The organism is Azoarcus sp. DD4 (assembly GCF_006496635.1).
Taxonomy (GTDB): Bacteria; Pseudomonadota; Gammaproteobacteria; order Burkholderiales; family Rhodocyclaceae; genus Azoarcus.
The window spans coordinates 785,992-811,869 of the sequence record NZ_CP022958.1; the positions used below are offsets into that span (position 1 = coordinate 785,992).

Annotated in this window: 29 protein-coding genes and 1 riboswitch; of the genes, 13 read left to right on the forward strand and 16 right to left on the reverse strand. The window is 68.0% G+C overall.

The genetic code is table 11. From position 1 onward, the window contains the following. Window positions 1–2 precede the first annotated feature (2 nt). From CJ010_RS03825 to ahcY, 4 genes are all read right to left on the reverse strand, one after another. Window positions 3–1,196, reverse strand: a complete 1,194-nt coding sequence (locus CJ010_RS03825; RefSeq protein ID WP_141016816.1) for an MFS transporter — start codon at window positions 1,194–1,196, stop codon at window positions 3–5. A gap of 107 nt (window positions 1,197–1,303) precedes the next feature. Next, a complete protein-coding gene (metF, locus tag CJ010_RS03830) occupies window positions 1,304–2,137 on the reverse strand; it encodes a methylenetetrahydrofolate reductase [NAD(P)H] (RefSeq protein WP_141016817.1) in 834 nt (277 codons plus the stop codon). Next, window positions 2,124–2,951, reverse strand: coding sequence for a TlyA family RNA methyltransferase (locus tag CJ010_RS03835; protein ID WP_205754889.1), 828 nt, complete (start codon window positions 2,949–2,951; stop codon window positions 2,124–2,126). The genes metF and CJ010_RS03835 overlap by 14 nt, the downstream gene beginning before the upstream one ends. 55 nt (window positions 2,952–3,006) lie before the next feature. Further along, window positions 3,007–4,416: an adenosylhomocysteinase gene (ahcY, locus tag CJ010_RS03840; protein ID WP_141016818.1), complete on the reverse strand. Its 1,410-nt coding sequence runs from the start codon at window positions 4,414–4,416 to the stop codon at window positions 3,007–3,009. 75 nt (window positions 4,417–4,491) lie between these two features. Next, window positions 4,492–4,555: riboswitch (S-adenosyl-L-homocysteine riboswitch) on the reverse strand. A 133-nt stretch (window positions 4,556–4,688) separates the two neighbouring features. Here ahcY and CJ010_RS03845 point away from each other — a divergent pair. After that, window positions 4,689–5,255, forward strand: a complete 567-nt coding sequence (locus CJ010_RS03845; RefSeq protein ID WP_141016819.1) for a hypothetical protein — start codon at window positions 4,689–4,691, stop codon at window positions 5,253–5,255. A 53-nt stretch (window positions 5,256–5,308) separates the two neighbouring features. Here CJ010_RS03845 and metK read toward each other — a convergent pair whose 3' ends face one another. Further along, window positions 5,309–6,475, reverse strand: coding sequence for a methionine adenosyltransferase (gene metK / locus CJ010_RS03850; RefSeq protein WP_141016820.1), 1,167 nt, complete (start codon window positions 6,473–6,475; stop codon window positions 5,309–5,311). 239 nt (window positions 6,476–6,714) lie between these two features. Between metK and CJ010_RS03855 the strand changes: the two genes are divergently transcribed. Further along, on the forward strand, window positions 6,715–7,578 hold the full coding sequence (locus CJ010_RS03855) for a lysophospholipid acyltransferase family protein (protein ID WP_141016821.1): 864 nt from the start codon (window positions 6,715–6,717) through the stop codon (window positions 7,576–7,578). After that, entirely contained in the window at window positions 7,575–8,447 is an 873-nt protein-coding gene (locus CJ010_RS03860; RefSeq protein ID WP_141016822.1) for a lysophospholipid acyltransferase family protein, read from the forward strand. Before CJ010_RS03855 ends, CJ010_RS03860 begins: the two co-directional genes overlap by 4 nt. Here the strand turns inward: CJ010_RS03860 and CJ010_RS03865 are convergent. Continuing rightward, complete coding sequence (locus CJ010_RS03865; protein WP_240794489.1) at window positions 8,441–8,743, reverse strand: hypothetical protein; 303 nt, start codon at window positions 8,741–8,743, stop codon at window positions 8,441–8,443. The two genes, CJ010_RS03860 and CJ010_RS03865, sit on opposite strands and share 7 nt — an antisense overlap. A 176-nt stretch (window positions 8,744–8,919) precedes the next feature. On the opposite strand from CJ010_RS03865, the gene dapF reads away from it, so the two are divergent. The 5 genes from dapF (at window position 8,920) to CJ010_RS03890 (ending at window position 13,268) form a co-directional block, all read left to right on the forward strand. Further along, entirely contained in the window at window positions 8,920–9,753 is an 834-nt protein-coding gene (gene dapF, locus CJ010_RS03870; RefSeq protein WP_141016823.1) for a diaminopimelate epimerase, read from the forward strand. A 52-nt stretch (window positions 9,754–9,805) separates the two neighbouring features. Then, a complete protein-coding gene (locus CJ010_RS03875) occupies window positions 9,806–10,459 on the forward strand; it encodes a DUF484 family protein (RefSeq protein WP_141016824.1) in 654 nt (217 codons plus the stop codon). After that, window positions 10,456–11,349 carry a tyrosine recombinase XerC gene (gene xerC, locus CJ010_RS03880; protein ID WP_141016825.1) on the forward strand — a complete coding sequence of 298 codons (894 nt, stop codon included), beginning with the start codon at window positions 10,456–10,458 and terminating at the stop codon, window positions 11,347–11,349. The genes CJ010_RS03875 and xerC overlap by 4 nt, the downstream gene beginning before the upstream one ends. 147 nt (window positions 11,350–11,496) lie before the next feature. Next, entirely contained in the window at window positions 11,497–12,000 is a 504-nt protein-coding gene (locus CJ010_RS03885) for a hypothetical protein (protein ID WP_205754890.1), read from the forward strand. Window positions 12,001–12,077: 77 nt separating this feature from the next. Then, window positions 12,078–13,268, forward strand: coding sequence for a class I SAM-dependent rRNA methyltransferase (locus CJ010_RS03890; RefSeq protein ID WP_141016826.1), 1,191 nt, complete (start codon window positions 12,078–12,080; stop codon window positions 13,266–13,268). 119 nt (window positions 13,269–13,387) lie between these two features. On the opposite strand, the gene CJ010_RS03895 is transcribed toward CJ010_RS03890, so the two are convergent. From CJ010_RS03895 to ruvA, 5 genes are all read right to left on the reverse strand, one after another. Continuing rightward, window positions 13,388–14,197, reverse strand: a complete 810-nt coding sequence (locus tag CJ010_RS03895) for an NF038132 family protein (RefSeq protein WP_141016827.1) — start codon at window positions 14,195–14,197, stop codon at window positions 13,388–13,390. A gap of 194 nt (window positions 14,198–14,391) precedes the next feature. Further along, the gene (locus tag CJ010_RS03900; RefSeq protein WP_141016828.1) at window positions 14,392–14,781 is read right to left on the reverse strand and encodes a hypothetical protein; all 390 of its coding nucleotides are present in this window, start codon (window positions 14,779–14,781) and stop codon (window positions 14,392–14,394) included. Next, complete coding sequence (locus tag CJ010_RS03905) at window positions 14,781–15,011, reverse strand: hypothetical protein (RefSeq protein ID WP_141016829.1); 231 nt, start codon at window positions 15,009–15,011, stop codon at window positions 14,781–14,783. The genes CJ010_RS03900 and CJ010_RS03905 overlap by 1 nt, the downstream gene beginning before the upstream one ends. A 6-nt stretch (window positions 15,012–15,017) precedes the next feature. After that, a complete protein-coding gene (gene ruvB, locus CJ010_RS03910) occupies window positions 15,018–16,076 on the reverse strand; it encodes a Holliday junction branch migration DNA helicase RuvB (protein WP_141016830.1) in 1,059 nt (352 codons plus the stop codon). Between the two features lie 55 nt (window positions 16,077–16,131). Then, window positions 16,132–16,731 carry a Holliday junction branch migration protein RuvA gene (ruvA, locus tag CJ010_RS03915; protein WP_141016831.1) on the reverse strand — a complete coding sequence of 200 codons (600 nt, stop codon included), beginning with the start codon at window positions 16,729–16,731 and terminating at the stop codon, window positions 16,132–16,134. Window positions 16,732–16,913: 182 nt separating this feature from the next. On the opposite strand from ruvA, the gene CJ010_RS03920 reads away from it, so the two are divergent. Continuing rightward, entirely contained in the window at window positions 16,914–17,624 is a 711-nt protein-coding gene (locus CJ010_RS03920) for an AzlC family ABC transporter permease (protein WP_141016832.1), read from the forward strand. Then, window positions 17,621–17,947 (forward strand): AzlD domain-containing protein, encoded by a 327-nt coding sequence (locus CJ010_RS03925; RefSeq protein ID WP_141016833.1) that lies wholly within the window; start codon window positions 17,621–17,623, stop codon window positions 17,945–17,947. The genes CJ010_RS03920 and CJ010_RS03925 overlap by 4 nt, the downstream gene beginning before the upstream one ends. Window positions 17,948–17,961: 14 nt before the next feature. On the opposite strand, the gene CJ010_RS03930 is transcribed toward CJ010_RS03925, so the two are convergent. Continuing rightward, window positions 17,962–19,392 (reverse strand): MFS transporter, encoded by a 1,431-nt coding sequence (locus tag CJ010_RS03930; RefSeq protein ID WP_141016834.1) that lies wholly within the window; start codon window positions 19,390–19,392, stop codon window positions 17,962–17,964. Window positions 19,393–19,538: 146 nt separating this feature from the next. Here CJ010_RS03930 and CJ010_RS03935 point away from each other — a divergent pair, with 146 nt between their 5' ends. Further along, window positions 19,539–20,417, forward strand: coding sequence for a helix-turn-helix transcriptional regulator (locus CJ010_RS03935; RefSeq protein WP_205754891.1), 879 nt, complete (start codon window positions 19,539–19,541; stop codon window positions 20,415–20,417). Window positions 20,418–20,426: 9 nt separating this feature from the next. On the opposite strand, the gene CJ010_RS03940 is transcribed toward CJ010_RS03935, so the two are convergent. Together CJ010_RS03940 and feoB are read right to left on the reverse strand one after the other, a co-directional pair. Next, the gene (locus CJ010_RS03940; RefSeq protein WP_141016836.1) at window positions 20,427–20,687 is read right to left on the reverse strand and encodes a ferrous iron transport protein A; all 261 of its coding nucleotides are present in this window, start codon (window positions 20,685–20,687) and stop codon (window positions 20,427–20,429) included. A 10-nt stretch (window positions 20,688–20,697) separates the two neighbouring features. Then, on the reverse strand, window positions 20,698–22,653 hold the full coding sequence (feoB, locus tag CJ010_RS03945; protein WP_141016837.1) for a ferrous iron transport protein B: 1,956 nt from the start codon (window positions 22,651–22,653) through the stop codon (window positions 20,698–20,700). Between the two features lie 445 nt (window positions 22,654–23,098). Between feoB and rpsD the strand changes: the two genes are divergently transcribed. Both rpsD and CJ010_RS03955 read left to right on the forward strand, forming a co-directional pair. Next, window positions 23,099–23,686, forward strand: a complete 588-nt coding sequence (rpsD, locus tag CJ010_RS03950) for a 30S ribosomal protein S4 (RefSeq protein ID WP_240794490.1) — start codon at window positions 23,099–23,101, stop codon at window positions 23,684–23,686. Further along, the gene (locus CJ010_RS03955) at window positions 23,683–23,976 is read left to right on the forward strand and encodes a hypothetical protein (RefSeq protein WP_141016839.1); all 294 of its coding nucleotides are present in this window, start codon (window positions 23,683–23,685) and stop codon (window positions 23,974–23,976) included. Before rpsD ends, CJ010_RS03955 begins: the two co-directional genes overlap by 4 nt. A 43-nt stretch (window positions 23,977–24,019) precedes the next feature. Here CJ010_RS03955 and CJ010_RS03960 read toward each other — a convergent pair whose 3' ends face one another. Continuing rightward, a complete protein-coding gene (locus CJ010_RS03960; protein WP_141016840.1) occupies window positions 24,020–24,703 on the reverse strand; it encodes a Fe2+-dependent dioxygenase in 684 nt (227 codons plus the stop codon). Between the two features lie 18 nt (window positions 24,704–24,721). Then, a complete protein-coding gene (locus CJ010_RS03965) occupies window positions 24,722–25,834 on the reverse strand; it encodes an alpha-hydroxy acid oxidase (RefSeq protein ID WP_141016841.1) in 1,113 nt (370 codons plus the stop codon). Window positions 25,835–25,878: the final 44 nt, after the last annotated feature.

A 25,878-nucleotide genomic window follows, 5' to 3' on the forward strand; every position in this document is an offset into this window, starting at 1 on the left:
CGTCAGCAGCGTTCGGTTTCGGGTTCGCCGCAGGGCGCCGCTGCCGAAGCATCGCGGCATTCCAGCCGGTGCGACCACACGCTGAAGGCGAGGCCGGCGACAGCGAGGGCGACGCCCACCCAGGGAATCTCCGCGTAACCCAGGCCGTGGGTGATCGCGACACCGCCTATCCAGGCACCGATGGCATTGCCGAGATTGAAGGCTCCCTGGTTCACCGTGGACGCGAGGTTGGGCGCACCCACCGCTTCGTTCACTACCCGCATCTGCAAGGGCGAGATCAGCGCGAAGGCAGCCACGCCCCAGGCGAAGATCACCGCGACCGCAGCCAGTGGCAGCGGACTCGCGGCCGGCAGCAGCGCCAGCACCGCGATGACCGCGACGAAGATGCCGATCACCGCCGGCATCAAGCGCCAGTCGGCCAGCTTGCCGCCGGCGAGGTTGCCAATGGTGAGGCCGGCGCCGAACAGCAGTAGGACCAGCGTGACGCCGCGCGGCGACACGCCGGTGACTTCCAGCAGCAGCGGTGCGATGTAGGTGAACACCGAGAACAGGCTGGCCGACGACAGGACGCTGATCAGCATCGCCAGCAGCACCTGCGGCCGGCGCAGCGCGCGCACCTCGTTGAGCAGGCCGCGGCTGCTGCCGGCACCGAGGGTGCGCGGCAGCCACAGGTAGAGCGCGGCCGCGGCGATGCAGCCGATGCCGACCACCGCCCAGAAGGTGGCGCGCCAGCCGGCGTGCTGGCCGAGCAGGGTGCCGAGCGGCACGCCCAGCACGTTGGCCAGCGTGAGGCCGGTGAACATCAGCGCGATGGCCTGGGCGCGGCGCTCCGGCGCCACCAGGCCGGCCGCGACCACCGCGCCGAGGCCGAAGAAGGCGCCGTGGCAGAAGGCGGTGACCACCCGCGCCACCATCAGCGCAGCGTAGTCCGGCGCCAGCGCACACAGCAGGTTGCCGAGGATGAACATCGTCACCAGGCCGAGCAGGGCGCGGCGGCGTTCCATGCGCGAGATCACCACCGCCAGGATGGGCGCGCCGATCACCACGCCCATCGCGTAGCCCGACACCAGCATGCCTGCGCGCGGGATGTCCACGCCGAGATCGAGGGCGACCTCGGGCAAGAGGCCCATGATGACGAATTCGGTGGTGCCGATGCCGAAGGAGGCAATGGCGAGGGCGAGAAGCGGGAGTGGCATGGCGGGCGGCGTAGGATGTTGCGTTGCAGCATTCTACGCCGCCGCTGCCGTCGGGCGAGGTTCCGGACTTCGAAAGTGTTTATTGCCCTATCAGCCGGGCCGGATGCTCAGGCGAGCTGCAAGCGCTTGCAGATCTCGGTGGTAAGCCCGGCCTGGTTCATGCTGTAGAAGTGCAGGCCGGGCACACCAGCGGCGAGCAGCTTCTGGCACAGCTCGGTGACCACATCCAGGCCGAAGGCGCGGATGGAGTCGGCGTCGTCGCCATAGGACTCGAACTTCTTGCGCATCCAGCGCGGGATCTCGGCGCCGCAGGCGTCCGAGAAGCGCGCCAGCTTGGAGAAGCTGGCGATGGGCATGATGCCGGGGATCACCGGCTTGTCGATGCCGAGCTTGCGCACCGCGTCGACGAAATGCAGGTAGGCGTCGAGGTTGTAGAAGTACTGGGTGATGGCGGAGTCGGCGCCGGCGTCCATCTTGCGCTTGAAGGCAGCAAGGTCGTCGGCCGGGCTCTTGGCCTGCGGGTGCCATTCCGGGTAGGCGGCGACTTCGATGCGGAAGCGCGAGCCGGTCTCGGCGCGGATGAATTCCACCAGTTCGTTGGCGTAGCGGAACTCGCCCGGGTCGACCACGCCCGAGGGCAGGTCGCCGCGCAGCGCGACGATGCGCTTGACGCCAGCGTCGGCGTATTCCTTGAGGATGGCGCGGATGCTGTCGCGGGATGAGCCGATGCACGACAGGTGGGGCGCGGCCTCGCTGCCGCTGGCGGCGATTTCCTTGACGGTGGAGAAGGTGCGCTCGCGGGTGGAGCCGCCGGCGCCGTAGGTCACCGAGAAGAAGGCGGGCTTGAGCCCGGCGAGCCGGGCCTGCACCGCGCGCAGCTTCTCTGCGCCCTCGGCCGTCTGCGGCGGGAAGAATTCGATGGAAAGTTCAGTCTTGTGCATGTCGCATCCAGATGAAGAATTCGCGGTTGCCGTCGGTGCCGGTGATGGGCGAGTCGTACCAGCCGAGCACCTCCAGCCCGGCAGCCGCGGCGGCCGTGCGCAGCTTGCGCTCGACTTCCGCATACAGCGAGGCGTCGCGCACGATGCCGCCCTTGGAAAGCCCCTGCGGGCCGACCTCGAACTGCGGTTTGACCAGCGCGAGGATGTCGCCCTCCGCCGCCAGCAGTGCCGGCCACTGCGGCAGCAGCAGCGTCAGCGAGATGAAGCTGGCGTCGCAGACGATGAGGCCGAAGCCGCCCGGCGGGCAGTGCCCGGCCAGATCCGCCGCGGTCAGATGACGCGCGTTGACGCCTTCCAGCGTGATGCAGCGCGGCTCGCCGGCCAGCCGCGGATGCAGCTGGCCGTGGCCGACCTCGACCCCGACCACCTTGGCGGCGCCGGCCTGCAGCAGGCAATCGGTGAAACCGCCGGTGGATTGGCCGACGTCGAGGCAGACGCGCCCCGCCGGGTCCAGCCCGCTCGCCGCGAGCGCGCCGGCGAGCTTGAGCCCGCCGCGTGACACGAAACGGTCGGCCTCGTCCGGCGTCACCGCCAGCACGGCCGATTCAGGCAGCTCCTGCGCCGGCTTGGTCACCGCCACGCCGTCGGCGCTGACGCGGCCGGCCTCGATCAGCACCCGCGCCGCGGTGCGCGAGGGCGCCAGGCCTTGTTGCACCAGCAGCTGGTCGGCGCGCGGCAGGCCGCGCGCGACCGCTGCGGGCGCGACTGACCGCTCCGCGGCGGGACGGCTGTTGCGACGGTGGAAGGATTTCATCGCGCGTGCCCCTCAGGCAGATAGCGGACGACCCGCAGGCCACCCGCCGCCGCGATCAGTAGCGGTAGTGGTTGGGCTTGTACGGGCCTTCGACCGGCACGCCGATGTAGTCGGCCTGGGTCTGGCTCAGCACGGTGAGCTTGGCGCCGATTTTCTTCAGGTGCAGGCGGGCGACCATCTCGTCGAGTTGCTTGGGCAGCACGTACACGCCGACCGGGTATTCGCCGGTCTTGGTGTAGAGCTCGATCTGCGCCAGGGTCTGGTTGGCGAAGGAGTTGCTCATCACGAAGCTCGGGTGACCGGTGGCGCAACCCAGGTTTACCAGGCGGCCTTCGGCCAGCAGGATGATGCGCTTGCCGTCCGGGAAGATGATGTGGTCGACCTGAGGCTTGATGTTCTCCCACTCGTACTGGCGCAGGCTGGCGACTTCGATCTCGGAGTCGAAGTGGCCGATGTTGCAGACGATGGCGTTGTTCTTCATCGCTTTCATGTGATCGTGGCTGATCACGCCGACGTTGCCGGTGGTGGTGACGAAGATGTCGCCCATGGCGGCAGCCTCTTCCATGGTGACCACGCGGAAGCCTTCCATCGCCGCCTGCAGCGCGCAGATCGGGTCGATCTCGGTGACCCACACGGTAGCGCCGAGGCCGCGCAGCGACTGGGCGCAGCCCTTGCCCACGTCGCCGTAGCCCAGCACCACGCCGATCTTGCCGGCGATCATCACGTCGGTGGCGCGCTTGATGCCGTCCACCAGCGATTCGCGGCAGCCGTAGAGGTTGTCGAACTTGGACTTGGTGACCGAGTCGTTGACGTTGATCGCGGGGAACTTGAGTTCGCCCTTGGCGTGCATCTGGTACAGGCGGTGTACCCCGGTGGTGGTCTCTTCGGTGACACCCTTGATCTGCGCGAGGCGGGTGGAATACCAGGTCGGGTCGGTTGCGAGCTTGGCCTTGATGCTGGCGAACAGCACGGTCGCTTCCTCGCTGTCCGGCTTGTCCAGCACCGAGATGTCCTTCTCGGCGCGGGCGCCCAGGTGCAGCAGCAGGGTGGCGTCGCCGCCGTCGTCCAGGATCATGTTGCTGTAGCCGCCGTCCGGCCACTCGAAGATGCGATGGGTGTAGTCCCAGTAGTCGGTGAGCGACTCGCCCTTGACCGCGAACACCGGGATGCCGTCCTTGGCGATGGCGGCGGCGGCGTGGTCCTGGGTGGAGAAGATGTTGCACGAGGCCCAGCGCACTTCGGCGCCGAGCGCGGTCAGCGTCTCGATCAGCACCGCAGTCTGGATGGTCATGTGCAGCGAACCGGTGATGCGTGCGCCCTTGAGCGGCTGGCTGGCGGCGTATTCCTCGCGGATCGCCATCAGGCCGGGCATCTCGGTTTCGGCGATGCGGATTTCCTTGCGACCCCAGTCGGCGAGCGACAGGTCGGCAATCACGTAATCCTTGATGTCAGCCACAGTGTTCATGTCATATTCCTTGAACGTGTGGCCGGGAGGGGGTGCTACGGTGAACTCACCTCGTCACCCCGTGCCCGGCACGGGTTAAGGTGAGCGCAGTTCTGGAAAGACCGAGCCTGGGACGAATGTCTCGCAGCGCTCCTCGGTGGTGCTGGATTATAGCCGCAGCGGCGAAGTGCGTCTCGCCTGCGTGAATCAGCGCACGAACAAGGCACGGCAACGGTGGTCAAATGCGCAAACGAGCGATGACCCGCTGCATCGCCGCGAAGGGAGGGCTGGCGATGAGACCGAGAGTTCAGCTTGCAATCCTCACCCTGCTGCTTGCCGGCTGCTCGTCCCTGCTGCCGAAGGGGCAGCAGGAGACGGTGTCGCCGTGGAAGAGTTTCGACGAGGCGAAGGCCGCTTTCGACAGCATCGAACTGGGCAGTTCGGATCGTGATTCGGTGCACAAGCTCGGCTTCGATCCGGGCGTGACGCCCAATGTGCAGATCCTCAACTATTCGCAGATCGCGCATGCGGTCCTGCCCGGCGATCGGCTGATTCCCAATGGCGAGGTGCCGACCGCGATACGCACCTGCGTGCTGGCGCAGGAGCGGTGTATCGGCTACCTGCTCGAGGAGAGCCGCATCAAACGCAATCGCGTCGGCAACTTCTGGGGCGATTTTCTCAACTTCCACCGTGAAACGGTCACCACCGGCTGGCGCTTCAATGCGCTGGTCGTGCTGGTCGACAATCAGGTGGTGTTCAAGCAGTGGTCGGGGCAGCCCGCGATCCGCGAGGTCGGCGTCAGCCGCAATCCGCTCGGGCCCTTCCAGGGGGCCGGCGAGCGGATGTCCACCTTCCAGTAGCAGCATTGCAGGCGGTTGACTTGCCGCCGCCCGCAATGCGGCGGTGCCCCGGCTTAGAGCCCGGCGTCGGTGCGCAGCGCGGCCGCCTTGTCGGTCTGCTCCCAGCTGAACTCCGGTTCGTCGCGGCCGAAGTGGCCGTAGGCGGCGGTCTTCGAGTAGATCGGGCGCAGCAGGTCCAGAGTCTGGATGATGGCCTTGGGGCGCAGGTCGAAATGGGCGCGGATCAGCTCGACGATCTTGTCGTCGGCGATCTTGCCGGTGCCGAAGGTGTTCACCATCAGCGACACCGGCTTGGCCACGCCGATCGCGTAGGCGACCTGCACCTCGCACTTGTCGGCCAGGCCGGCGGCGACCACGTTCTTGGCAACGTAGCGGCCGGCGTAGGCGGCCGAACGGTCGACCTTGGACGGATCCTTGCCGGAGAAGGCCCCGCCGCCGTGGTGGGCTGCGCCGCCGTAGGTGTCGACGATGATCTTGCGTCCGGTGAGGCCGCAGTCGCCATGCGGGCCGCCGATGACGAAGCGGCCGGTCGGGTTGATCAGGTAGCGCACCTCGCCCTGCATCAGCTCCTTGGGCAGCACCGGCTTGATGATTTCCTCGATCACCGCTTCCGAGATCTGCGCGTGCGAAACCTCCGGATTGTGCTGGGTGGACACCACCACCGTGTCGATCGCCACCGGCTTGCCGTCGACGTACCTCACCGTGAGCTGGCTCTTGGCGTCCGGGCGCAGCCAGGGCAGGCGGCCGTCCTTACGCACCTCGGCCTGACGCTGCATGATGCGGTGCGCGTAGTAGATCGGCAGCGGCATCAGGCTGGTGGTTTCGTTGGTGGCGAAGCCGAACATCAGGCCCTGGTCGCCGGCGCCCTGGTCGAGGTCGAGGCCTTCCCCTTCATTGACGCCCTGGGCGATGTCGGACGACTGGCGGTTGATCGCCGCCAGCACTGCGCACGACTTGTAGTCGAAGCCGATGTCGGAGTTGTCGTAGCCGATGCGGCGGACGACGTCCTGGGCGATCTCGCGGTAGTTGGGGTGCGCGGAGGTGGTGATTTCACCCGAGATCACCACCAGGCCGGTGGACACCAAGGTCTCGCAAGCGACGCGGGCCTTAGGATCTTCGGCGAGGATGGCGTCGAGCACGCCGTCGGAAATCTGGTCGGCAACCTTGTCGGGATGGCCTTCGGAGACCGATTCGGAGGTGAAGAGAAACTCGTTTGCCATGTGTGCTGCTCCAAAAACAAAAATCCCCGGTTCTGTGGCGTCGTGGCCAGCTCCGGGGATTTCGGCGAGCAGCCGACGCTTTAGCAGTATTTCTGGGCCGATTCGCAACAGGGTGATCCTGGGAACACGACGACCGCCCTGCAAGTTGTCGAATTAACTCGGCGGCTAAGCGATAATTATAGGCTGCTGTCGCTTCGCGTCAAACGCGGGGTGCAAACCGGATACCAAGCTGCCAAAACGTGTTCGCCACCTATCTCTTCAAACTCCTCGCCCGCCTTCCGCTGTCCTGGCTGCACCGCATCGGCGGCTGGATGGGCTGGCTCGTCTACCTGTGCGCACCCGGATACCGGCGGCGTTTGCGGCACAATCTCGAACTCGCCACCGGCCGCAGCGACCGCCGGTTGCTGCACGCTGCGGTGGCGGAAGCCGGCAAGCAGGCGCTGGAGCTGCCCTGGCTGTGGCTGAGGCCGGTCGAAGAAGTGGTCGCCAAGGTGGTGCGCGTGGAAGGCTGGGAACTGGTCGAGGCCGCGCATCGCGCCGGGGCCGGCATCCTGTTCTTCACGCCGCATCTCGGTTGCTTCGAAATCACCGCGCCGTGCTATGCCGCCCATGCCCCGATCACCGTGCTCTACCGTCCGCCACGCAAGGCGGCATTGCAGCCGCTGATGGAAGCCGGGCGTGCGCGCGGCAGCATGCGCATTGCTCCGGCCGATCTCTCGGGCGTGCGGTCGTTGGTGAAGACCCTGCGCAACCGCGAGGCGGTTGGCATGCTGCCCGATCAGGTGCCGGCCGCCGGCGAGGGCATCTGGGTGCCCTTCTTCGGTCGTCCTGCATGGACGATGACGCTGGGTGCGCGCCTGGCGGAGGTGAAGGGCGTGCATGTGATCTATTGCTGGGCGGAACGCCTGCCGCGCGGCGAAGGCTACGTGTTCCGGATGTTCCCGCCGACCGAGCCGCTTGAAGGCGAACTCGAAGCGCGTTGCGCCACCATCAACCGCGAGATCCAGCGCCTGATCCTGCAGTGCCCGGCGCAATACCTGTGGGGCTATCACCGCTACAAGCGGCCGAAGGGCGGGCGGGCGCCCGAGCAGGCGGCTGCATGAGCAGGCTGGCGATTGCGATCTTCTGGTTGCTGCACTGGCTGCCGCTGTCGGTGCTGGCGCCGCTGGGCGAGGCCTTCGGACTTCTGCTCTACGTCGTCGCGGTGCCGCGCCGGCGGGTGGTGGCGACCAATCTTCGGCTCTGCTTTCCGGAGCTCAGCGTGGCGCAACGTGGCCGTCTGGCGCGCGCGCATTTCCGTGTGGCGGGTCGCAGTTTTCTCGAGCGCGGCCTGGTATGGTGGGCCAGTCGCGAGCGCCTGCGGCGCATCGTCAAGATCGAGGGCGGCGAGCGTCTGCGTGCCCTGCAGGCGGCCGGTAGGCCGGTGATCCTGCTGGCACCCCATTTCGTCGGTCTGGACATGGGCGGCACGCGATTGACCATGGAGGCGGACGTGGTGAGCATCTATGCGCGGCAGAAGAACAAGGTGTTCGATCGCTGGCTTTACCACGGACGCAGTCGCTTTGGCGACCAGTTGCTGCTGTCGCGCCAGGACGGCGTGCGCGGCACGATCAAGGCGATGAAGGCCGGTCGGCCTTTCTACTACCTGCCCGACATGGATTACGGCCGCAAGGACGCGATCTTCGTGCCCTTCTTCGGCGTGCCGGCCGCCACCATCACCGGGCTGTCGCGGCTGTCGCGGCTGGCTGGTGCGGTCGTTCTGCCCTGCGCGACGCGCGTGCTGCCCGGCGGGCAGGGCTACCGGGTGGAAATCGGCGAACCCTGGACGGATTTTCCGAGCGAGGATGTCGAAGCCGATACCGCGCGCATGAATGCCTGGATAGAGGCGACGGTGCGGACCATGCCGGAGCAGTACTACTGGGTGCACCGCCGTTTCAAGACCCGCCCGCCGGGCGAGGCGCGTTTCTACTGAGGAGCGCTGTCGCGCGCGGCGGCATCGCGCCGCGCGAGATGCGCCAGCGCGACCGGAAACGCGGCACTGCCGAGCAGGGCGATGGCGGATACGATGAGTGCGAGGCCGGTGCCAGGCTCGGCCAGGATGGGGTGGATTCCGCCGAAATCGCCCGCTACGAGGGCAATGCCGGCGGCCAGGCACACCAGACCGGGCAGGCCGAGCAGCCAGGCGCTCAGCGGCAGCAGGATGCGGGCGGACCCTTGCGCCGCGGCTGGAGGCGAATCGGTCGGGTGGGGCGTTGGTTCGGTTTTCATCGGCAGGATTTTCGCATGACCATTGCGGTGGACGCTGGACGGCTGCTGCGCGAGAATTCCGCCGGCAAGTGCGCGGCGTCTTGTCCCGCAGGTTTCCGCTCCGCAGCTCCGCGCAATTCCGGCGTCGGCAGACGCCATGTTCGGGCGCACCGCCCATCTTTATCCGGATTCTCCGCATGCGTATCCGTTTCACCAAGATGCACGGCCTCGGCAACGACTTCGTCGTCATCGACGCCACCCGCAATCCGGTCGATCTGACGCCGGAGCGCGTCAAGGCCATTGCCGACCGCCACTTCGGCGTCGGCTGCGACCAGTTGCTGGTGGTCGAGCCCGCGGGACGTGACGACGTCGATTTCCGTTACCGGATCTTCAACGCCGACGGCGGCGAGGTCGAGCAGTGCGGCAACGGCGCACGGTGCTTCGTGCGCTTCGTGCACGAGAAGGCGCTGACCGCGAAGGACCGCATCCGCGTCGAAACCCGCTCCGGCATCATCACCCCCGCGCTGCGCGAGGACGGGCTCGTGACGGTCGATATGGGCGTACCCGGGCTGGATCCGGCCAAGGTGCCCTTCGTGTCGGATTCCGACGCCTATGTGCAGCCGCTGGAAGTGGCGGGCAGCACCGTCGCCATCACCGCAGTGTCGATGGGCAACCCGCATGCGGTGCAGGTGGTCGCCGACGTGGAGTCGGCACCGGTGCTCAGCCAGGGCGCCGCGATCGAGTGCCATCCGCGCTTCCCGGCGCGCGTCAATGCAGGCTTCATGGAGGTGGTCGATGCGCAGCGCGTGCGCTTGCGGGTCTATGAACGGGGTGCAGGCGAAACCCTGGCCTGCGGCACCGGCGCTTGCGCCGCAGTGGTGGCCGGTATCTTGCGCGGCCTGCTGACCTCGCCGGTGCGGGTCGAAACCCGTGGCGGCGAACTCGAGATTGCCTGGGGCGGGCCGGGCACGGCGGTGCTGATGACCGGTCCGGCGGTGACCGTGTTCGAAGGCGAGATCGAACTCGCCTGATTGCTATCGTTTGCGGTCGCGCCCTTGACGCCGGCCGCCTGGAGCCAACTGGATGAATGCCCACGACGTTGCCCGTTATCTGCGCGACAATCCCGATTTTCTCGCCGAGCATGGCGAACTGTTCACCCAACTGACGGTGCCGCATCCGCAGCACGGCGGGCAGGCGATCTCGCTGGCCGAGCGCCAGCTGCACGCCTTGCGCGACAAGATCCGCCAGCTTGAACTGAAGCTCGCCGAACTGATCCGCTTCGGCGAGGAGAACGACGACATCAGCGAGAAGGTGCACCGGCTGTCGGTCGCGCTGCTGGCGGCCGCCAGTTACGACGCGGTGAGGCACGCGCTCTACAGCTGTCTGCAGGAGGATTTCGCCGTGCCGCACGTCGCGCTGCGGCTGTGGGATGCCGCCGGCGCGCGTAGCGAGCCGGAATACGCCGAGGTCAGTGAGGCGGCGCGGCTGTATGCCGCCGAGTTGCGTCATCCGTACTGTGGTGCGCCGGGCACTATCGAGATCGTCGGCTGGTTCGGCGAGGCCGCGCCGCACGTGCGCTCGGTGGCCCTGATGCCGCTGCGGCGCCAGGGCCGGGCCTTCGGCCTGCTTGCCCTCGGTAGCGAGGAAGGCGAGCGCTTCTACCCGGAAATGGGCACCCTGTACCTCGGCCGCATCGCCGAACTGACTGCGGCGGCGCTGCAGGGCGAGCCGGCTTGAATGCCCCCGGCCTGTCGGACCTGCCGACGGCCTATCTCGACTACCTCGCCACTCAGCGGCGCGCTGCGGTGCTGACGCTGGAGAACTACCGGCGCGACCTGCAGCGCCTGGAGCAACTCGCCGCCGGCCGGCCCCTGCTCGAACTCGATCCGCACGATATCCGGCGCTTTGTCGCCCGGCTGCATGGCGAAGGCCTGTCGGGGCGCTCGATCGCGCGGGTGTTGTCGTGCTGGCGCGGCCTGTTCCGCTGGCTGGTGCGTCAGCGCGGGCTGGCGGCCAACCCGGTCGACGGCATCCGTGCGCCGAAGTCGCCGCAGCGCTTGCCGCGAGCCCTGTCGCCCGATCAGGCGCAAGCGCTGCTCGATCCGCCCGCCGAGGGCGCGCTTGAGGTGCGCGACCTGGCGATGTTCGAACTCTTCTATTCGTCCGGTCTGCGGCTGGCCGAACTGGCTGCGCTGGAGGTCGGCGGCGGTCTCGATCCGGCCGAGGGCATGATTACCGTCACCGGCAAACGCGGCAAGACGCGGACTGTGCCGGTCGGCGCCCAGGCCTGGGGCGCCCTGCAAGCCTGGGCCACGGTCCGGGCGGGGATCGCCGGTGCCGACCAGCCGGCGCTGTTCGTGACGCGCACCGGCGATCGCATGAGCCCCGGCGCGATCCGCGATCGCCTCGCCCGCCGCGCGCGTGCGGTCGGTCTCGGCGTGCATGTCCATCCGCACATGCTGCGGCACAGCTTTGCCAGCCACGTCCTGCAGTCCAGCGGCGATCTGCGCGCGGTCCAGGAGATGCTCGGCCACGCCAGCATCCGCAGCACGCAGGTGTATACCCATCTCGATTTCCAGCACCTGGCCAAGGTCTACGACGCCGCACATCCGCGGGCTCGCAAGTAGCCGGCCGTAAGCATTTTCACGGTCCCCACTTTGGGTATCGAGTAGTGTGGGCCTCGACGAGGCTTCGGCTATCCTCGGCGGAAACACTACAACAATCGCTCTGTAGCCCGCAGCGCACCATAGCGCGGGCGGCTACGCAGGATATATATGTCAAACGAATCCGTTCCCCAGGTGGATCCGGTGCTCGAGGGAGGCCATGGATCCGAGGATTCCCAGGCGGATGACAGGCAGCGCGTTCTGAAGCGTGTCGCCCTGCTGCTGGCACGGCACGAGGTTCGTCATCTCAGGCGCTGGTTCGAGGAATTCGACCGCGACATCCTCCTGCCCATCCTGCTTGGTGAAATTGCGCTGCACAACATCGGCTCCACCGAGAACGGCAAGGGCGAGGAGCTGGGCCGGGGCGATGACGCGAATTGTCCGCTCAAGCCCTGTAATGCCTATTCGATTGCGGCGGCGACCGGCCTGCCGCGGGAAACCGTGCGGCGCAAGATCGTGCGCCTGATCGAACTCGGCTGGATCAACAAGCGTCATAACGGCCACCTTTACGTGACTTCGGCGGCGCTGCGCCACTTCGGCGCGGTGCTGAGTTCGCGCGAACTCGCCGACGTGATCGAAACCGCCGACCGCGCCCGCCGCCTGCTCGAATCCTGAGCCCGCGCGCGGCGCCCGGGCTGGCCCGGCCGGAAGCCTGCAGCTAAACTGGGCGCCCACTGTCCGTTTCGATCCCCATGGCACGCCTGTACCTTCATCCCGGCAAGGAGCGTTCGCTCCTGCGCCGCCATCCGTGGATTTTCGCCGGCTCGGTCGACCGCCTGGAGGGTCGCGCCCGCCCGGGCGATACCGTCGATGTACTGGCGGCCGACGGTCGCATGCTCGGTCGCGCGGCCTGGTCGCCGGTGTCGCAGATCCGGGCCCGCATGTGGTGTTTCGATGGCGATACGGTGATAGACCACGCCTTCTTCAAGCGCCGTGTGGCGGCGTCCGTGGCTCGTCGTGGTAGCCATCCGCTGCTGGCCGGGCAGGACGGCGTGCGCTTGATCCACGGTGAATCCGACGGCCTGCCCGGCGTCATCGCCGACCGCTACGGCGAGGTCGTCGTCGTGCAGCTCACCAGCGCCGGCGCCGACAAGTGGCGCGAGGCCATCGTCGCCGGCCTGGTCCAGGCGACCGGCTGCGTCGCGGTGTACGAGCGTTCCGATTCCGACGTCCGCGGGCTGGAAGGCCTGGAGGCGCGAACCGGCTGCGCGCATGGCGAGCTGCCCGCGCAGCTGCAGATCGTCGAACACGGTGTGCGCATGGAGGTCGATGTGGTCGGTGGCCACAAGACGGGTTTCTATCTTGACCAGCGCGACAACCGCAAGCTCACCGGCATGCTGGCGCAGGGCCGGCGGGTACTCAACTGCTTCTGCTACACCGGCGGATTTTCGCTGCAGGCGCTGGCGGGGGGCGCCGAGAGCGTGTTGTCGATTGACTCTTCCGGCCCGGCGCTGGCGACCGCGGCGCGCAATCTCGCGCTCAACCCGCAGCTCGACGCCGGCCGCGCCGACTGGTGGGAAGACGATGTGTTCGAGGCGCTGCGCAGCCTGCGTACCGAGGGCCGCAGTTTCGACCTGATCGTGCTCGATCCGCCCAAGTTCGCGCCCTCGGCCGCGCATGCCGACCGCGCCGCGCGTGCCTACAAGGACATCAACCTGTTCGGCTTCCGGCTGCTGGCGCCGGGTGGCATCCTGATGACCTATTCCTGCTCCGGCGGCATCGGCCTGGAGTTGTTCCAGAAGATCGTCGCCGGCGCGGCCTCGGATGCCGGCGTCGATGCGCGCATCCTGCATCGGCTGTCAGCAGCGCCTGACCATCCGGTCGGCCTTGCGGTGCCGGAGGGCGAGTACCTCAAGGGCCTTGCCGTGCAGATCGGGGATTGACTGCCAGGCCGAAATCCGCAGCCGGTTTGAATGCATCGGGCCAAGCGGGCTGTTCCACCTGCTTGGCCCGAGCTTATGGGACGATGCGCTCCAGGCGCTACTTGGAGCACGCCGTGCGATCAGGTTGCCAAGCGCTGGCGTCGCCAGGTGAGGCCGGCAAGACCGAGGCCCACCAGTGCGAGCGAGGCGGGCTCGGGGATCGGGTTGTCGATCGGTTTGCCGCCAACGGTAATGCCGTCGAATGCGAGCCCCGACTGGTAGCTGTCGTCGCCCCAGTTTGCAACGCCGAACTCGAGGATGTAGTTGCCGCCATTGGCGATGGTGTACTTCGAATTGATCCAGCCGGTGTAACCGCAGCCAACGTCAAAGCATTTGCCGGAATCGCTTCCGAGGGGCGACCAGTACGGATCGCCGCCGATGATGGTCACGACCGGTGGATCGATGTCTGCCTCGATGCCCGGCAGGTCGAAGCCGGGCACTATGTTTCCGGAAGGTGCAGTGCGGGCGGTAAACAGTATGGCGACCTGGGTGAGATCGGGGCTGAGAAGGCGTGCCCAGGCGTAGTCGGTGAAATCGCCGCCGTCGGAAGTAATGTAGTTGAACCAGAAGTCGAGGCTGTCACCCGCGCTGGCAGAGAAGACGCTGCTTCGGAGCAGGGAGCCGTTGGCGCTGCCGATGCCGGGCAGGGCGGTGTCGTCGACGCCGCCATTCGTCGACACCCAACCATAGGCGCCACCCTCGGGCGAGGCGGTCACCACGCCGTCGGCACCCGACGTGCCGTAGCTGCCGGTGCCCGTCCAGCCGTTCGGGATGCCGTCGTCGAACGCCGTGGGCGCCGCGGAGACCATCGTGGAAAAACACAGTGCCATGGCTGCGGCCAGACTAAGGCGTGCGGCCGATGCGGAGGAAAACCAGTTCTTGTGAGACATGAGCAACCCCTTGTTCATCGCTCGTCTGGAAAAGTGGTGACGGGAATCGCGTATAAACGCAATGAATAGGCCCGTTTCTGTTTTCGACAAAAACAACGCGTTGTGATTTTTGCTCGAACGCCGTATTACGAGACTGAAAAAGAATCCGACAAATGCTGCGTAGCAGCTTGCGTTGAGCATATGTTAGCGCGTACTCAATCGCCTGAATGCGGCACAGCGTCACGGTCGGCCTGGTATTGCTGGGTCGCCGGCGGGCGGTAGTCCGGGTTCGGGCTGGGTTCGGCGCGGTTGACGGCGGCGGTGAGCAGGGCGAGCGCGATCAGCAGCACCGCGAAATAGCGGCGCTGTTCGCCGGGGCCGGGCAAGCGGCGGATCTCGCTGTAGTAATGGCGGCGCAGGTAGCCGCCGCCGAGCCAGGCGATGGCGAGCAGGGCGGCGCCGAGCAGGCGCGAGGCGGTGGCGTCGAATTGCCGGCCGATGGCCGGATCCCAGCGGTCGGGCATGAAGAAGCTGGGCGCCTGGGTCAGCAGGAACAGCCCGCCGAACACGCACAGGCTGAACATCAGCACCTGGGCACTGCGCATCAGTCGCCGCCTCCACCGCCGTCGCCACCCCCACCGCTGTCGCTGCAGGCGCCGTCGTGGCCGCCCGGGCCGTCGGTGCAATAGCTGCTGCCGTCGCTGCTGCTTGAACTCGTGCTGCCGCCGTCGTGGTCATGCGAGCGTCGCGCCGGCGAGCGTCCAGCGCGTGCTCGCAGTACCAGGGTTACGACCACCGCAAGGATGATCAGTCCGAGCAGCAGCGCGATCGCCATGCCGGCTTACTGTCCGAAAAGGTCGGTGCCGCCCGGGCGCGGCGGCGCCAGCCCGAAGTGCTGCCAGATCGAATGGGTCGCGATGCGGCCGCGCGGGGTACGCTGCAGATAGCCCTGCTGGATGAGGTAGGGCTCGATGACGTCCTCGATGGTGTCGGTGGATTCGCCGATCGCGGCGGCGAGGTTGTCCAGCCCGACCGGGCCGCCCCCGAATTTTTCCAGCATCGCCGAGAGCATCTTGCGGTCCATCAGGTCCAGGCCGAGGCTGTCGACGTCCAGCATGCGCAGCGCGGCATCCGCCACCGTGCGGGTGATGTCGCCGCCAGCCTTGACCTCGGCGTAGTCGCGCACCCGGCGCAGCAGGCGGTTGGCGATGCGCGGTGTGCCGCGGGCGCGACGGGCGATCTCGAGCGCGCCGTCGTCGTCGATCTCGACATTGAGCAGGCGCGCCGAGCGGCTGACGATGAAGCCGAGCTCGTCCGGGGTGTAGAACTCCAGCCGCGACACGATGCCGAAGCGGTCGCGCAGCGGGTTGGTGAGCATGCCGGCACGGGTGGTGGCGCCGACCAGGGTGAAGGGCGGCAGGTCGAGCTTCACCGAGCGCGCGGCCGGGCCTTCGCCGATCATGATGTCGATCTGGAAGTCTTCCAGCGCCGGGTAGAGGATTTCCTCCACCACCGGCGACAGGCGGTGGATCTCGTCGATGAAGAGGACGTCGTGCGGTTCGAGGTTGGTCAGCAGCGCGGCGAGGTCGCCGGCGCGCTCCAGCACCGGGCCGGAGGTCTGGCGCAGGTTTACCCCCATTTCTGCGGCGACGATGTGCGCCAGCGTGGTCTTGCCCAGGCCGGGCGGGCCGAACAGCAGCACGTGGTCGAGCGCTTCGCTGCGCTTCCTGGCGGCGTGGATGAAGATTTCCAGCTGCTCGCGGATCTTGGCCTGGCCGACGTACTCGGCCAGGCGCTTGGGCCGCAGCGCGCGCTCGACCGCGTCTTCCTGGCGGTCGGCGGGTTGCGGCGAGATCAGGCGTTCGGGCGCGGCGGCGCGGAGTTTGTCGGTTTCGATCATGGCGAGAGTTTAGCCGCTCCGTCGTCCGCTGGGGTGGGCGTCACTGGGGTTTTGTTCAGGCCTTGGACAGCAGCTTCAAGGCCTGGCGGATGCCGTCGGATACGCCGGCGTCCTCGGCCAGCCCCTTCATCGCGCCGAGCGCTTCCTTCTCGTTGTAGCCGAGCGCGAGCAGCGCGTTGAGGATGTCACTCTTCGCGTCCGGCGCGCCGCCGGTAACGGCCGCCAGGCGCGCACCGGCGATCTGCGGCAGCGCCTTGCCGAGCTTGTCGCGCAGTTCCAGCAGCAGGCGCTCGGCGGTCTTCTTGCCGATGCCCGGGATCTTCACCAGCCGGCCGGCCTCCTGCAGCGCCACCGCCTGGGCGAGGTCGGACACCGACAGGCCGGACAGCACCGCCAGCGCGGTGCGTGCGCCGATGCCGGAGACCTTGAGCAACTGGCGGAAGGCGGTGCGCTCCTCGTCGGTGGCGAAGCCGTAGAGGAAGTGGCCGTCCTCGCGGATGGCGAGGTGGGTGTGCAGGCTGACCTGGGTGCCTGTGGCGGGCAGGCCGTAGAAGGTGCTCATCGGCACTTCGAGTTCGTAGCCGACGCCGTGGGCGTCGACCAGGATCTGGGGCGGGTTCTTTTCCAGCAGCAGGCCGGTGATGCGTCCGATCATCGAAAAGTCCAGGCAGGTACGGCGCAGCGGGCGCCGCCGGGTTGGGCGAAGGCCTGCAGTGTACCGGCTGGCCGGGTGGGCCGCGACATGCGTTGCGCCGGCAGTGTGACGGTGGAATGCGGCGAAAGCGTACATGGCGGTGGCGTGACGGCCTGCTAAGCTCCGGGTTTTTGCGCCTCCAGATGAATTCTGCATTTCGCCGCGGCGCCCGCGAAGGGCTGCGCGACTTCATGCCGATGTCGGTCGGGCTGCTGCCCTGGGCCATGGTCAGCGGCATTGCCATGGTGTCGACCGGCATGTCGCCGCTGCAGGCGATGGGCATGAACCTCATCGTCTATGCCGGTACCGCCCAGCTTGGCACCCTGCCGCTGCTCGCCGCCGGCGCGCCGCTGTGGCTGATCGTGCTCACCGCGCTGGCGCTCAATCTGCGCTTCGTCATTTTCAGCGCGGCGATCGCGCCGGCTTTCCACGACTACCCGTTGGCGCGCCGGCTGGCGTCGAGCTATCTGCTGGTCGACGGCGTGTTCGCGATGTGCGCCGAGCGCATGGTGAAGGCGGACGATCCGCACTGGCGCTGGGGCTATTACCTCGCGCCCTCGCTGTGGGTGTGGGTGCTGTGGCAACTCTTCACCCTGGCCGGCGTGCTCGGCGCCGGCGCGGTGCCGCAGGGCTGGTCGCTGGAGTTCATGGCGACGATCGCGCTGCTGGTGATGATGGTGCCGATGAGCCGCACCCGGCCGATGCTGGTGGCGGCGCTGGCCGGCGGCATTGCGACCGTACTGTTGCGCGGCCTGCCGCTGCGGCTGGGGCTGATCGCCGGGATCGTGGTCGGTATCGGCGCCGGCTTCCTTGCCGAACACCTGCTGCAGCGTGCGGGGAGGGCGGAGCGATGAACGGCGACGTGTGGCTGTGGCTCAGCTTCTTCCTGATCGGCATGACCACGATCGCGACCCGCGGCAGCTTCATCCTGCTCGGCGAGCGCGCCCGCCTGCCGCCGGCGGTGCAACGGGTGTTGCGCTATGCGCCGGCGGCGGCGTTGTCCGGGCTGGTGATGCCGGACATCCTGCTCGACGGCGGCGAGCTGTCTTTCTTCAATCCCAAGGTGGCGGCTGCACTGGTGGTAGTGACCGTGGTGTTGCGCTGGCGCAACCCCTGGCTGCCCTTCATCTGCGGCATGGCGGTGCTGCTGTTGTTGCGCCGCGGCCTGGGCGGGTAGCGCCGGCACCGTGCTCAGCCCGGGCACAGGCGCCGTCGCCGGCCGTGGAACACGACCGCGCCGGCCAGCAACAGCAGCATCACGCAGAATTCGGTGCCCAGTGCGGCCAGCACGGCCGCGCGGTAGTCGCCGCCATGGTGGATCACCTGGGCGAAGACCGCGCCGATCAGCGTCACGCCCAGGCCGAAGGCCGCCTGCTGCACGGTGGACAACATCCCGGCGCCGGCGCCCGCCTGCTCGGCCGGCACGTCGGACAGGCCAATGCGGAAGAAGCTGCTGACGATGAAGGCCTGGCCGAAGCCGATCAGCACCGTCGCCGGCATCAGCGTGAGCATGTCCGGCCGCGGCCATACCAGCTCGAAGGTCAGCATCAGCGCTAGCAGGCCGCTCATCTGGATGATGCAGCCGAGCACCAGCGCGGGCACCTGGCCGAGGCGGGCGGCTACCCGGCTGCTCAGCAGCGACGACACGAAATACGACGCGCCCAGCGCGATGAAGGCATTGCCCGACTGGAAGGGCGTCAGGCCGGCGCCGCTCTGCAGCGTCAGCGCCACCGCGAACATGAAGCCGCTCCAACAGGCGAAGAACAGGATGGCGACCAGCAGCCCGAAACGCACGCTGGGCAGGCGCAGCAAACTGGGCGGCAGCAGCGGCTGGGCACCGCGCCGCTCCTGCGCCAGTTCGACGCGCCACAGCGCCGCCAGCAGCATTGGTACGGCGGCGAGCAGCGCCGGCCACGGCCAAGCCCAGTGCGAGATCGGGCCGAAGGCCAGCGCCGACAGCAGGCAGACGACGAGGCCGGCGAGCAGCACCGTGCCGGCCCAGTCAATGGCCACGTCGCCTTCGCGGCGAGTCTCCGGCACCCAGCGCCGGCTGCAGGCGAGCACGCCGACGCAGAGCGGCAGGTTGATCAGGAACACGCTGCGCCAGCCCAGGCCGGCGATGTCGGCGGAGATCAGGAAGCCGCCGAACACCTGGCCGACGATGAAGGACAGCCCGCCGATCGCGCCGTACACACCGAGGGCGCGCGAGTGCGCATGCCCCTCCAGCGTGACGTGTATCGTCGCCAGGATCTGCGGCACGATCAGCGCCGCGGCCACGCCCTGCAGCACCCGCGCCGCCAGCATCTGCCACACCGCGGTGGCCAGCCCACACAGCAGGGAAGACACGAAGAACAGTGCCACGCCCCATTCGAAGACGCGGCGGCGGCCGAGCTTGTCGCCGAGGCGCCCGCCCATCGCCAGGCAGACCGCGAAGGCGAGGCCGTAGGCGGCGATGATGAGTTCGAGCCCGGTGGCATCGGCGTGCAGCGAACGGGAAATCGCGTCGAGGGCGACATTGACGATGGTGAAGTCGATCTGCGGCAGCAATTGCCCGCAGAGCAGTACCGCAAGGCCGGCGGCGTCCAGGCGGGGACGTGTGGCGGGGGGCGTGGCGTGGCGCATGATGCGGATCTCGGCATGGCTGTGCGGGTGGAGGTGCGCCGAGTATGCGTGTTGCAGTAAACTGGTACCAGTCTTCGTCCATCCTAGGATTGGCGCCACCACCCTGGCCGGTCCGCATCCGGCCCACGTTTGCCGAGCCCAGCGCCATGAGCCCTGTAACGCCGCTGCCGAACACCGCGTCCGCCGTCGCGGACATCGCTCCGCGCAATCGCGAGCTGGGTGCCTTCCTGCGCGCCCGCCGCGAAAACCTGGACCCCGCCCGCATCGGCCTGCCACGTGGTGGCCGTCGCCGCACGCCCGGGCTGCGGCGGGAGGAGGTCGCGCAACTCGCCAACGTCAGCGCGTCCTGGTACACCTGGCTCGAGCAGGGCAGGCCGGTCAATCCCTCCGCCCAGGTGCTGCACGCCATCGCCGAGGCCCTGCAGTGCAGCGAGACGGAAACCCGCCACCTGCTGTCGCTCGCCGGGGTGGCCCAGGCGCCGGCCAAGGGCCGCGAGTGCACGCGGCTGTCCGCCGCCAGCCAGGCCATCCTCGACCGGCTGGAGCCGTTCCCGGCGGTGATCCAGAGCGCCCGCTTCGACATCCTCGGCTTCAATGCCGCTTACTGCCGGCTGATCGGGATCGATCTCGCCACCATTCCCGAAGGCGACCGCAACTGCATCTATCTCGCCTTCACCCGTCCCGCCTGGCGTGCGCGCCTCGCCGACTGGGACACGTCGATGCCGCATCTGGTCGCGGCCTTCCGCGCGGCCATGGCCGACCATCTGGACGATCCGGCCTGGAATGCGGATCTGCAGCGCTACCTGTCGGTTTCCGCGGAATTCCGCGCGACCTGGCAGCGTTACGAGGTCAGCAACGTGGAGAACCAGCTCAAGCGCTTTCGCCGCGCGGATGGCAGCGTCGTGGCGCTGCAGCAGATGAACTGGTGGTCGGCGCCGCGCAACGGCGAGCGGCTGCTGGTCTACGTGCCGCTGGCGGGCGCGGGCGCCGACGGGCTGGAGTGTCCGCCGGCGCACGCGGGCTGAAGCGCGGGATCAGTGCCCGGTTTCGACCCAGACGTGGCGGGCGACGTCGTGCTCCAGCGCGAGTTCGACGTGATCGCACAGCACCACCGTCATCGGCTGCTGCTGCAGCACGGTGACGGTGTGCGGCGCCGACAGGCCGTAGGCGTGGAGCTGTTCGCGCTGCAGCGGATCGATGTCGTCGCCGAAGTCGGCGATGCGGACCTGGCAACCGATGGGCGTGCCGGTGAGGCGGATGCGTTCGTGCGCTTGCGCGCTGGCAGTGGCGTTCATCGCGGGTGCCTCAGAAGAACAGTCGCAGGATGTGGTTGAGGATGCCGCCGATCAGGAAGGCGGTGGGCATGATCATGGCCAGCATCAGCGCCGCCGTGCGCAGCCCCTGCTCCTTGACGATCATCATCACGCTGGCGATGCAGGGCACGAACAGGGTGATGGTCACCATCCCGACCACCGCCTGCACCATGTTGAGTTCGTGGCTCAGCGCGAACAGGCCGGTCGCGCCGAAGTCGCGCCGCAGGAAGCCCATCACGAAGGCGGCGCTCGCCTCCGGCGGCAGGCCCAGCCAGCCGGTGACCAGCGGTTCGCCGGCCTTGATGATCCAGGGCAGCACGCCGAGGCGATCGAGCATGAACATCAGGAAGGTGCCGATCAGGAACAGCGGGATGACCTCGATCAGGTACCACTTCAGCCGCCCGCCGGTTTTCTTCAGCACGTTGCCGAGCACCGGCAGGCGCATGGGCGGCAGTTCGGTCACGAGCGGGATGCGTCGCCCCTTCACCAGCTTGCCGGCGAGCCAGCCGGTGAACAGCAGTACGCAGGCGATGCTCACACCCCATATCGTTAGCGCGCCGAGCGACAGGCCGCCGAGCAGGCCGAGCACTACGCCGAGCTGGGCCGAGCAGGGAATCGCCAGCGCCATCAGGAAGGTGGTGATGAGGCGCTCGCGCGGGGTGTGCAGGATGCGGGTGGTGAGCGTCGCCATGGTGACGCAGCCCAGGCCGAGCACCATCGGCAGCACCGCGCGGCCGTTCAGGCCGATGGCGGCGAAGCTGCGGTTGGCGATCACCGACAGGCGCGAGAAGTAGCCGGAATCCTCCAGCACGCCGAAGGCGAGGAAGAAGGTGGTGACGATGGGCAGGATCAGCGCCAGCGCGTAGGTCATGCCCATGGTCCACAGGCCGTACTCGCCCACCAGCAGGTCGGCGAGCCAGGGGACGGTGATGTGGCGCTGGACGAAGTCGGTGAAGGCCGGGTTGAGCACGCCGCCGAAGAAGTCCTCTTCCAGCAGGCCGACCAGGGTACCGGCGCCGAAGTCGCCGACGAAGAGATAGACCACGAACAGCACGCCGAACAGCATGGGCCAGCCCCACACCGGATGCACCGCGAGCTGGCCGACCAGCAGCGACAGCGTGCGCTCCTTGCCGGCGGCCTGACTGCTGACAGTGCGCGCCAGTGCTTCGGCGGCGCGGCCACGTTCGCGGGCGAGGCGCGCGGCGAGCGGCTCCTTGCCGGTGGTGGCGACCGCCTTGAGCGTGTCGTGGATGGCGGCGGCGTGAGCGCCGCCGTGTTCGTCCACCCAGCGCGCCACTTCGCTGTCGTGGCCGAGCAGCAGGATGGCGAGGCCGCGCGCGGCCAGCCGCGGATGCGGGGCGTGGGCAGCGATCAGGCTGGCGATGTGTTCGATTGCCGTTTCGGTTTCGGCGTCGTAGCGCAGCAACGGGGCAGGCGTGGCCGCGCCGGCAAGCGCATCCGTGAGCGGAGCGATGCCTTCGCCGCCGGTCGCCACTGTCGCTACCACCGGCACACCCAGGGCTTCGGCCAGCGCAGCGGTGTCGACGCTGACGCCGCGCGCGCTGGCTTCGTCGGTCATGTTCAAAGCCATCACCATGGGCACGCCGAGTTCGGCCAGCAGCGCGGTGAGGTTGAGCGTGCGCCGCAGGTTCTTGGCGTCGCCGACCTGGATCAGCGTACGCATGTCTTCATGCAGCAGCGCGCGCATGGTGGCGCGCTCGTCGTCGCTGCGCGAGGGCAGGGCGAGTACGCCCGGCGTGTCGAGCAGGGAGGCGTCGCGGTCGAAGCGCGGGGCCGCACGGGCTACTTCGACCGTGGTGCCGGGGTAGTTCGACACGTTGACGTAGGTCCCGGTGAGGCGGTGGAACAGCACCGATTTACCGACGTTGGGGTGGCCGACGAGGGCGAAGGTGCGGGCAGCGGAGTCCGCGGTGGCGGCTAGGGTCATGGTGTACGGCTCGGATGACGGCGCATGGACAGTTTGGTTTTGAGAATGATAAAGCATCTCAATACGTAGGTTTCGATCAATTGCACGTCCGATTGTCGGAGTGCCGACAAGGGGCTTGACCATTCTCTCGCGCTGTACGATATTGAGAAGCATTCGCGTTAAAGAGTCAGGCCATGCCATACCTTGCTGCGCAGAACGCTGTTCCGGCTTCCGGGCATTCCCGTGATGCGGGGCGCCGTGCCCGGTTTCCGCAGCGGCCGGCGGCCGCTGCGGGCTGCGCCGCTGTGCTGCAGGCGGGGCGCAGGCGTGCCCTGCGAGGCATGCTGGCCGACTTCGAGGGCGCGTCGGTGATCCTGTTTGCGCACCTGGCGAAGGCCATGTGCGCGCCCCATCCCCCAGCAATAGAGACAAGGAGAACAGTGTGTCGCGTTACACCGGACCACGATTGAAAGTCCTGCGCGCGCTCGGTGTCGAGCTGCCGGGCCTGTCGCGCAAGCCGATCGGCGAGCGCAACTACCCGCCCGGCCAGCACGGCCAGAAGACCAGGCGCAAGTCGGACTTTGGCGTCAAGCTGATCGAGAAGCAGAAGCTGCGCTTCAACTATGGCCTGTCCGAGGGTCAGATCCAGCGGCTGTTCAGGGAAGCCAAGATGTCGAAGGCGCCGACCGGCGAGAAGCTGCTTGAACTGCTCGAACGGCGGCTGGACAACTTCGTCTTCCGTGCCGGTTTCGCGCCCACCACTGTGGCCGCGCGCCAACTGGTGCGCCACAAGCATGTGCTGGTGAACGGGCGGGCGGTGAATATCCCGTCGATCCGCGTCCAGCCGGGTGACACCGTCACCCTGACCGAAAAGGGTCGCAGGATTCCGATCGCGGTCGAATCGCTTACCGAGCCGTCGCTGACGCGCCCGGAATGGCTGAGTTTCGACCCGACGACCGTTACCGCCACGGTGACGCGCCTGCCGGGCGGCGATGAGGTACCGTTCCCGATCGAGGTGCAGCACGTGGTCGAATACTACGCGGTGCGGATATGAGCGGCGGCCGCGCTTGCTGCGGTACGGCGGCGCCGGCGGTGCCCGGTCCCGAGTACGAGTCGCGGCCGGATCTGGCGCTGGCCGCCTTGCTCTACCTGTTGTCCCGCTTTCCGGCCCGGCGCACGCCGGCGATCGCCCAGGCCATCGTCGACCATTTGCGCATCGTTGGCGAAGATCCGCGTATCGCCGCTTGCATCCGCGATTGCGCCGACGGGCTGGTCGACGAATGGCGAGCATATGCCTTGCTGAGCGACGACAACGGCTGCGTGCCCGGACGGCGCGTGTCCTGATTCGCGCCGGCGTGACCCGGGCGGCAGCACCGCCCCCCCTGCCTCAGGTCGCGGCCCAGCGCCGCAGCAGGTTGTGGTAGACGCCGGTGAGCCGGAGCAGCTGATCGTCGTCGGGCGCGCAACGCGGGGTCAGCTCCTGGATGGCCTGGTCGAGATCGTAGAGCAGGGTGCGATCGCCTTCGCCCTGCACCATGCTCTGGATCCAGAAGAAGGAGGCGATGCGTGCGCCGCGCGTCACCGGGGTGACCTGGTGCAGGCTGCTCGACGGATAGAGCACCATGTCGCCGGCTTCGAGCTTGACCGCCTGCACGCCGAAGGGGCCTTCGATCTGCAGCTCGCCGCCGTCGTATTCATCGGGTTCGGACAGGAACAGGGTGGCGGACAGGTCGGTGCGCACCGTGATGTTGGTGCCGCCGACCTGCATCAGCGCGCTGTCCACGTGCACGCCGTAGGTGCCGCCGTCGCGGTAGCGATTGAATTTCGGCGGATAGATGCGGTTGGGCAGCGCCGCGGAGATGAATTCGGGATGGCTGCCGAGCCTGCGCAGGATGTGGTTGCCGAGCGCGACGGCGGTGTCCGAGGCATCGTCCAGCTGCTGGTTGCGCTTGACCTGGCGGGCGAGGCTGCCGGCGGTGGCGAGGCCATCCTGCCACGCGGCCGCGTCGAGGCGGGCCCTGAACTGCCTGACTTCGTCCTTGCTGAGGACGTTCTCGATCGGAATCAACATGTTCGTTTCCCTGACGGGTCAGTCGAAAAGAATCTCGGGGCCGATATCGGCCAGCGTGGGGCAACCGGACAGGGCCATGCACACCTCCAGCTCCTCGCGCAGCATCTTGATCATGTGGGCCACGCCGAGTGCGCCCGCCACGCTCAGCGCGTGCACCTGCAGGCGGCCGATCAGGACTGCGTCGGCGCCCAGCGCCAGCGCCTTGAAAATGTCGCCGCCCGAGCGGATGCCGCTGTCGAGCAGCAGCGGGTAGGAATTGCCCAGCGCGGCGCGGATGGCCGGCAGCGCGCGCAGGCTGGCGGGGACGCCGTCGAGGCTGCGGCCGCCGTGGTTGGAGACGATCTGCGCGGCCACGCCGAGCGCGCGCAGGGCCAGCGCGTCGTCCGGGTGCAGTACCCCCTTGACGATGACCGGGAGCGTGCTGTGCTCGATCAGCCAGGCGAGATCCTTCCAGGTAGGCGCCTCGGTCATCATGCCCTGGAAGATGATGCTCTGCCCCGGTTCCAGGCTGACTTGCGGCGGCACCGGGTAGGCCGCCAGATTGACCGGCCGCACGTCGGGCGGCATCTGGAAGCCGGCGCGCAGCGAGCGGATGCTCGGCGCCTGGATAGATGCGTCGAGGGTGACGACGAGGGCGGTGTAGCCCGCCGCTTCCGCCCGCCGCACGAGATCCAGCGTGGCTGCGCGCGCGGGCTGGAAATAGAGCTGGAACCACTTGTCGTGGCCGGCGGAGTGGGCGACGTCTTCCAGGCTGCAGGACGACAGCGTGCTGCACACCATGCAGGCGTCCATGGCGGCTGCGCCGCGGGCCGTTTCCACTTCACCGGCTGGATGGGCGAGTTTCTGGAAGGCGACGGGCGCGAGCAGGACAGGATGGGGAAGGCTGCGGCCAAGCAGCTCGACGCGGGTGTGGCCGGCGGTGGTGTCGCGCAGCAGGCGCGGCAGGATGCTGTGATGCGCAAAGGCAGCGAGATTGGCGCGCAGCGTCGCTTCGCTGCCGCTGCCGCCGGCGATGTATTCGTGGCTCGGCCAGGCGATCGCCTCGCGGGCGCGCGCCTCGTAGTCCTGCGCGCAATGGATATCGGTGGGAATCCGGTTGGCCGCGGACCGGGCCTGAGGGGTGGCATTCATCGCATGCATCCAATGCAAGAGGCCGGGTACGCGTGCCCGGCCTC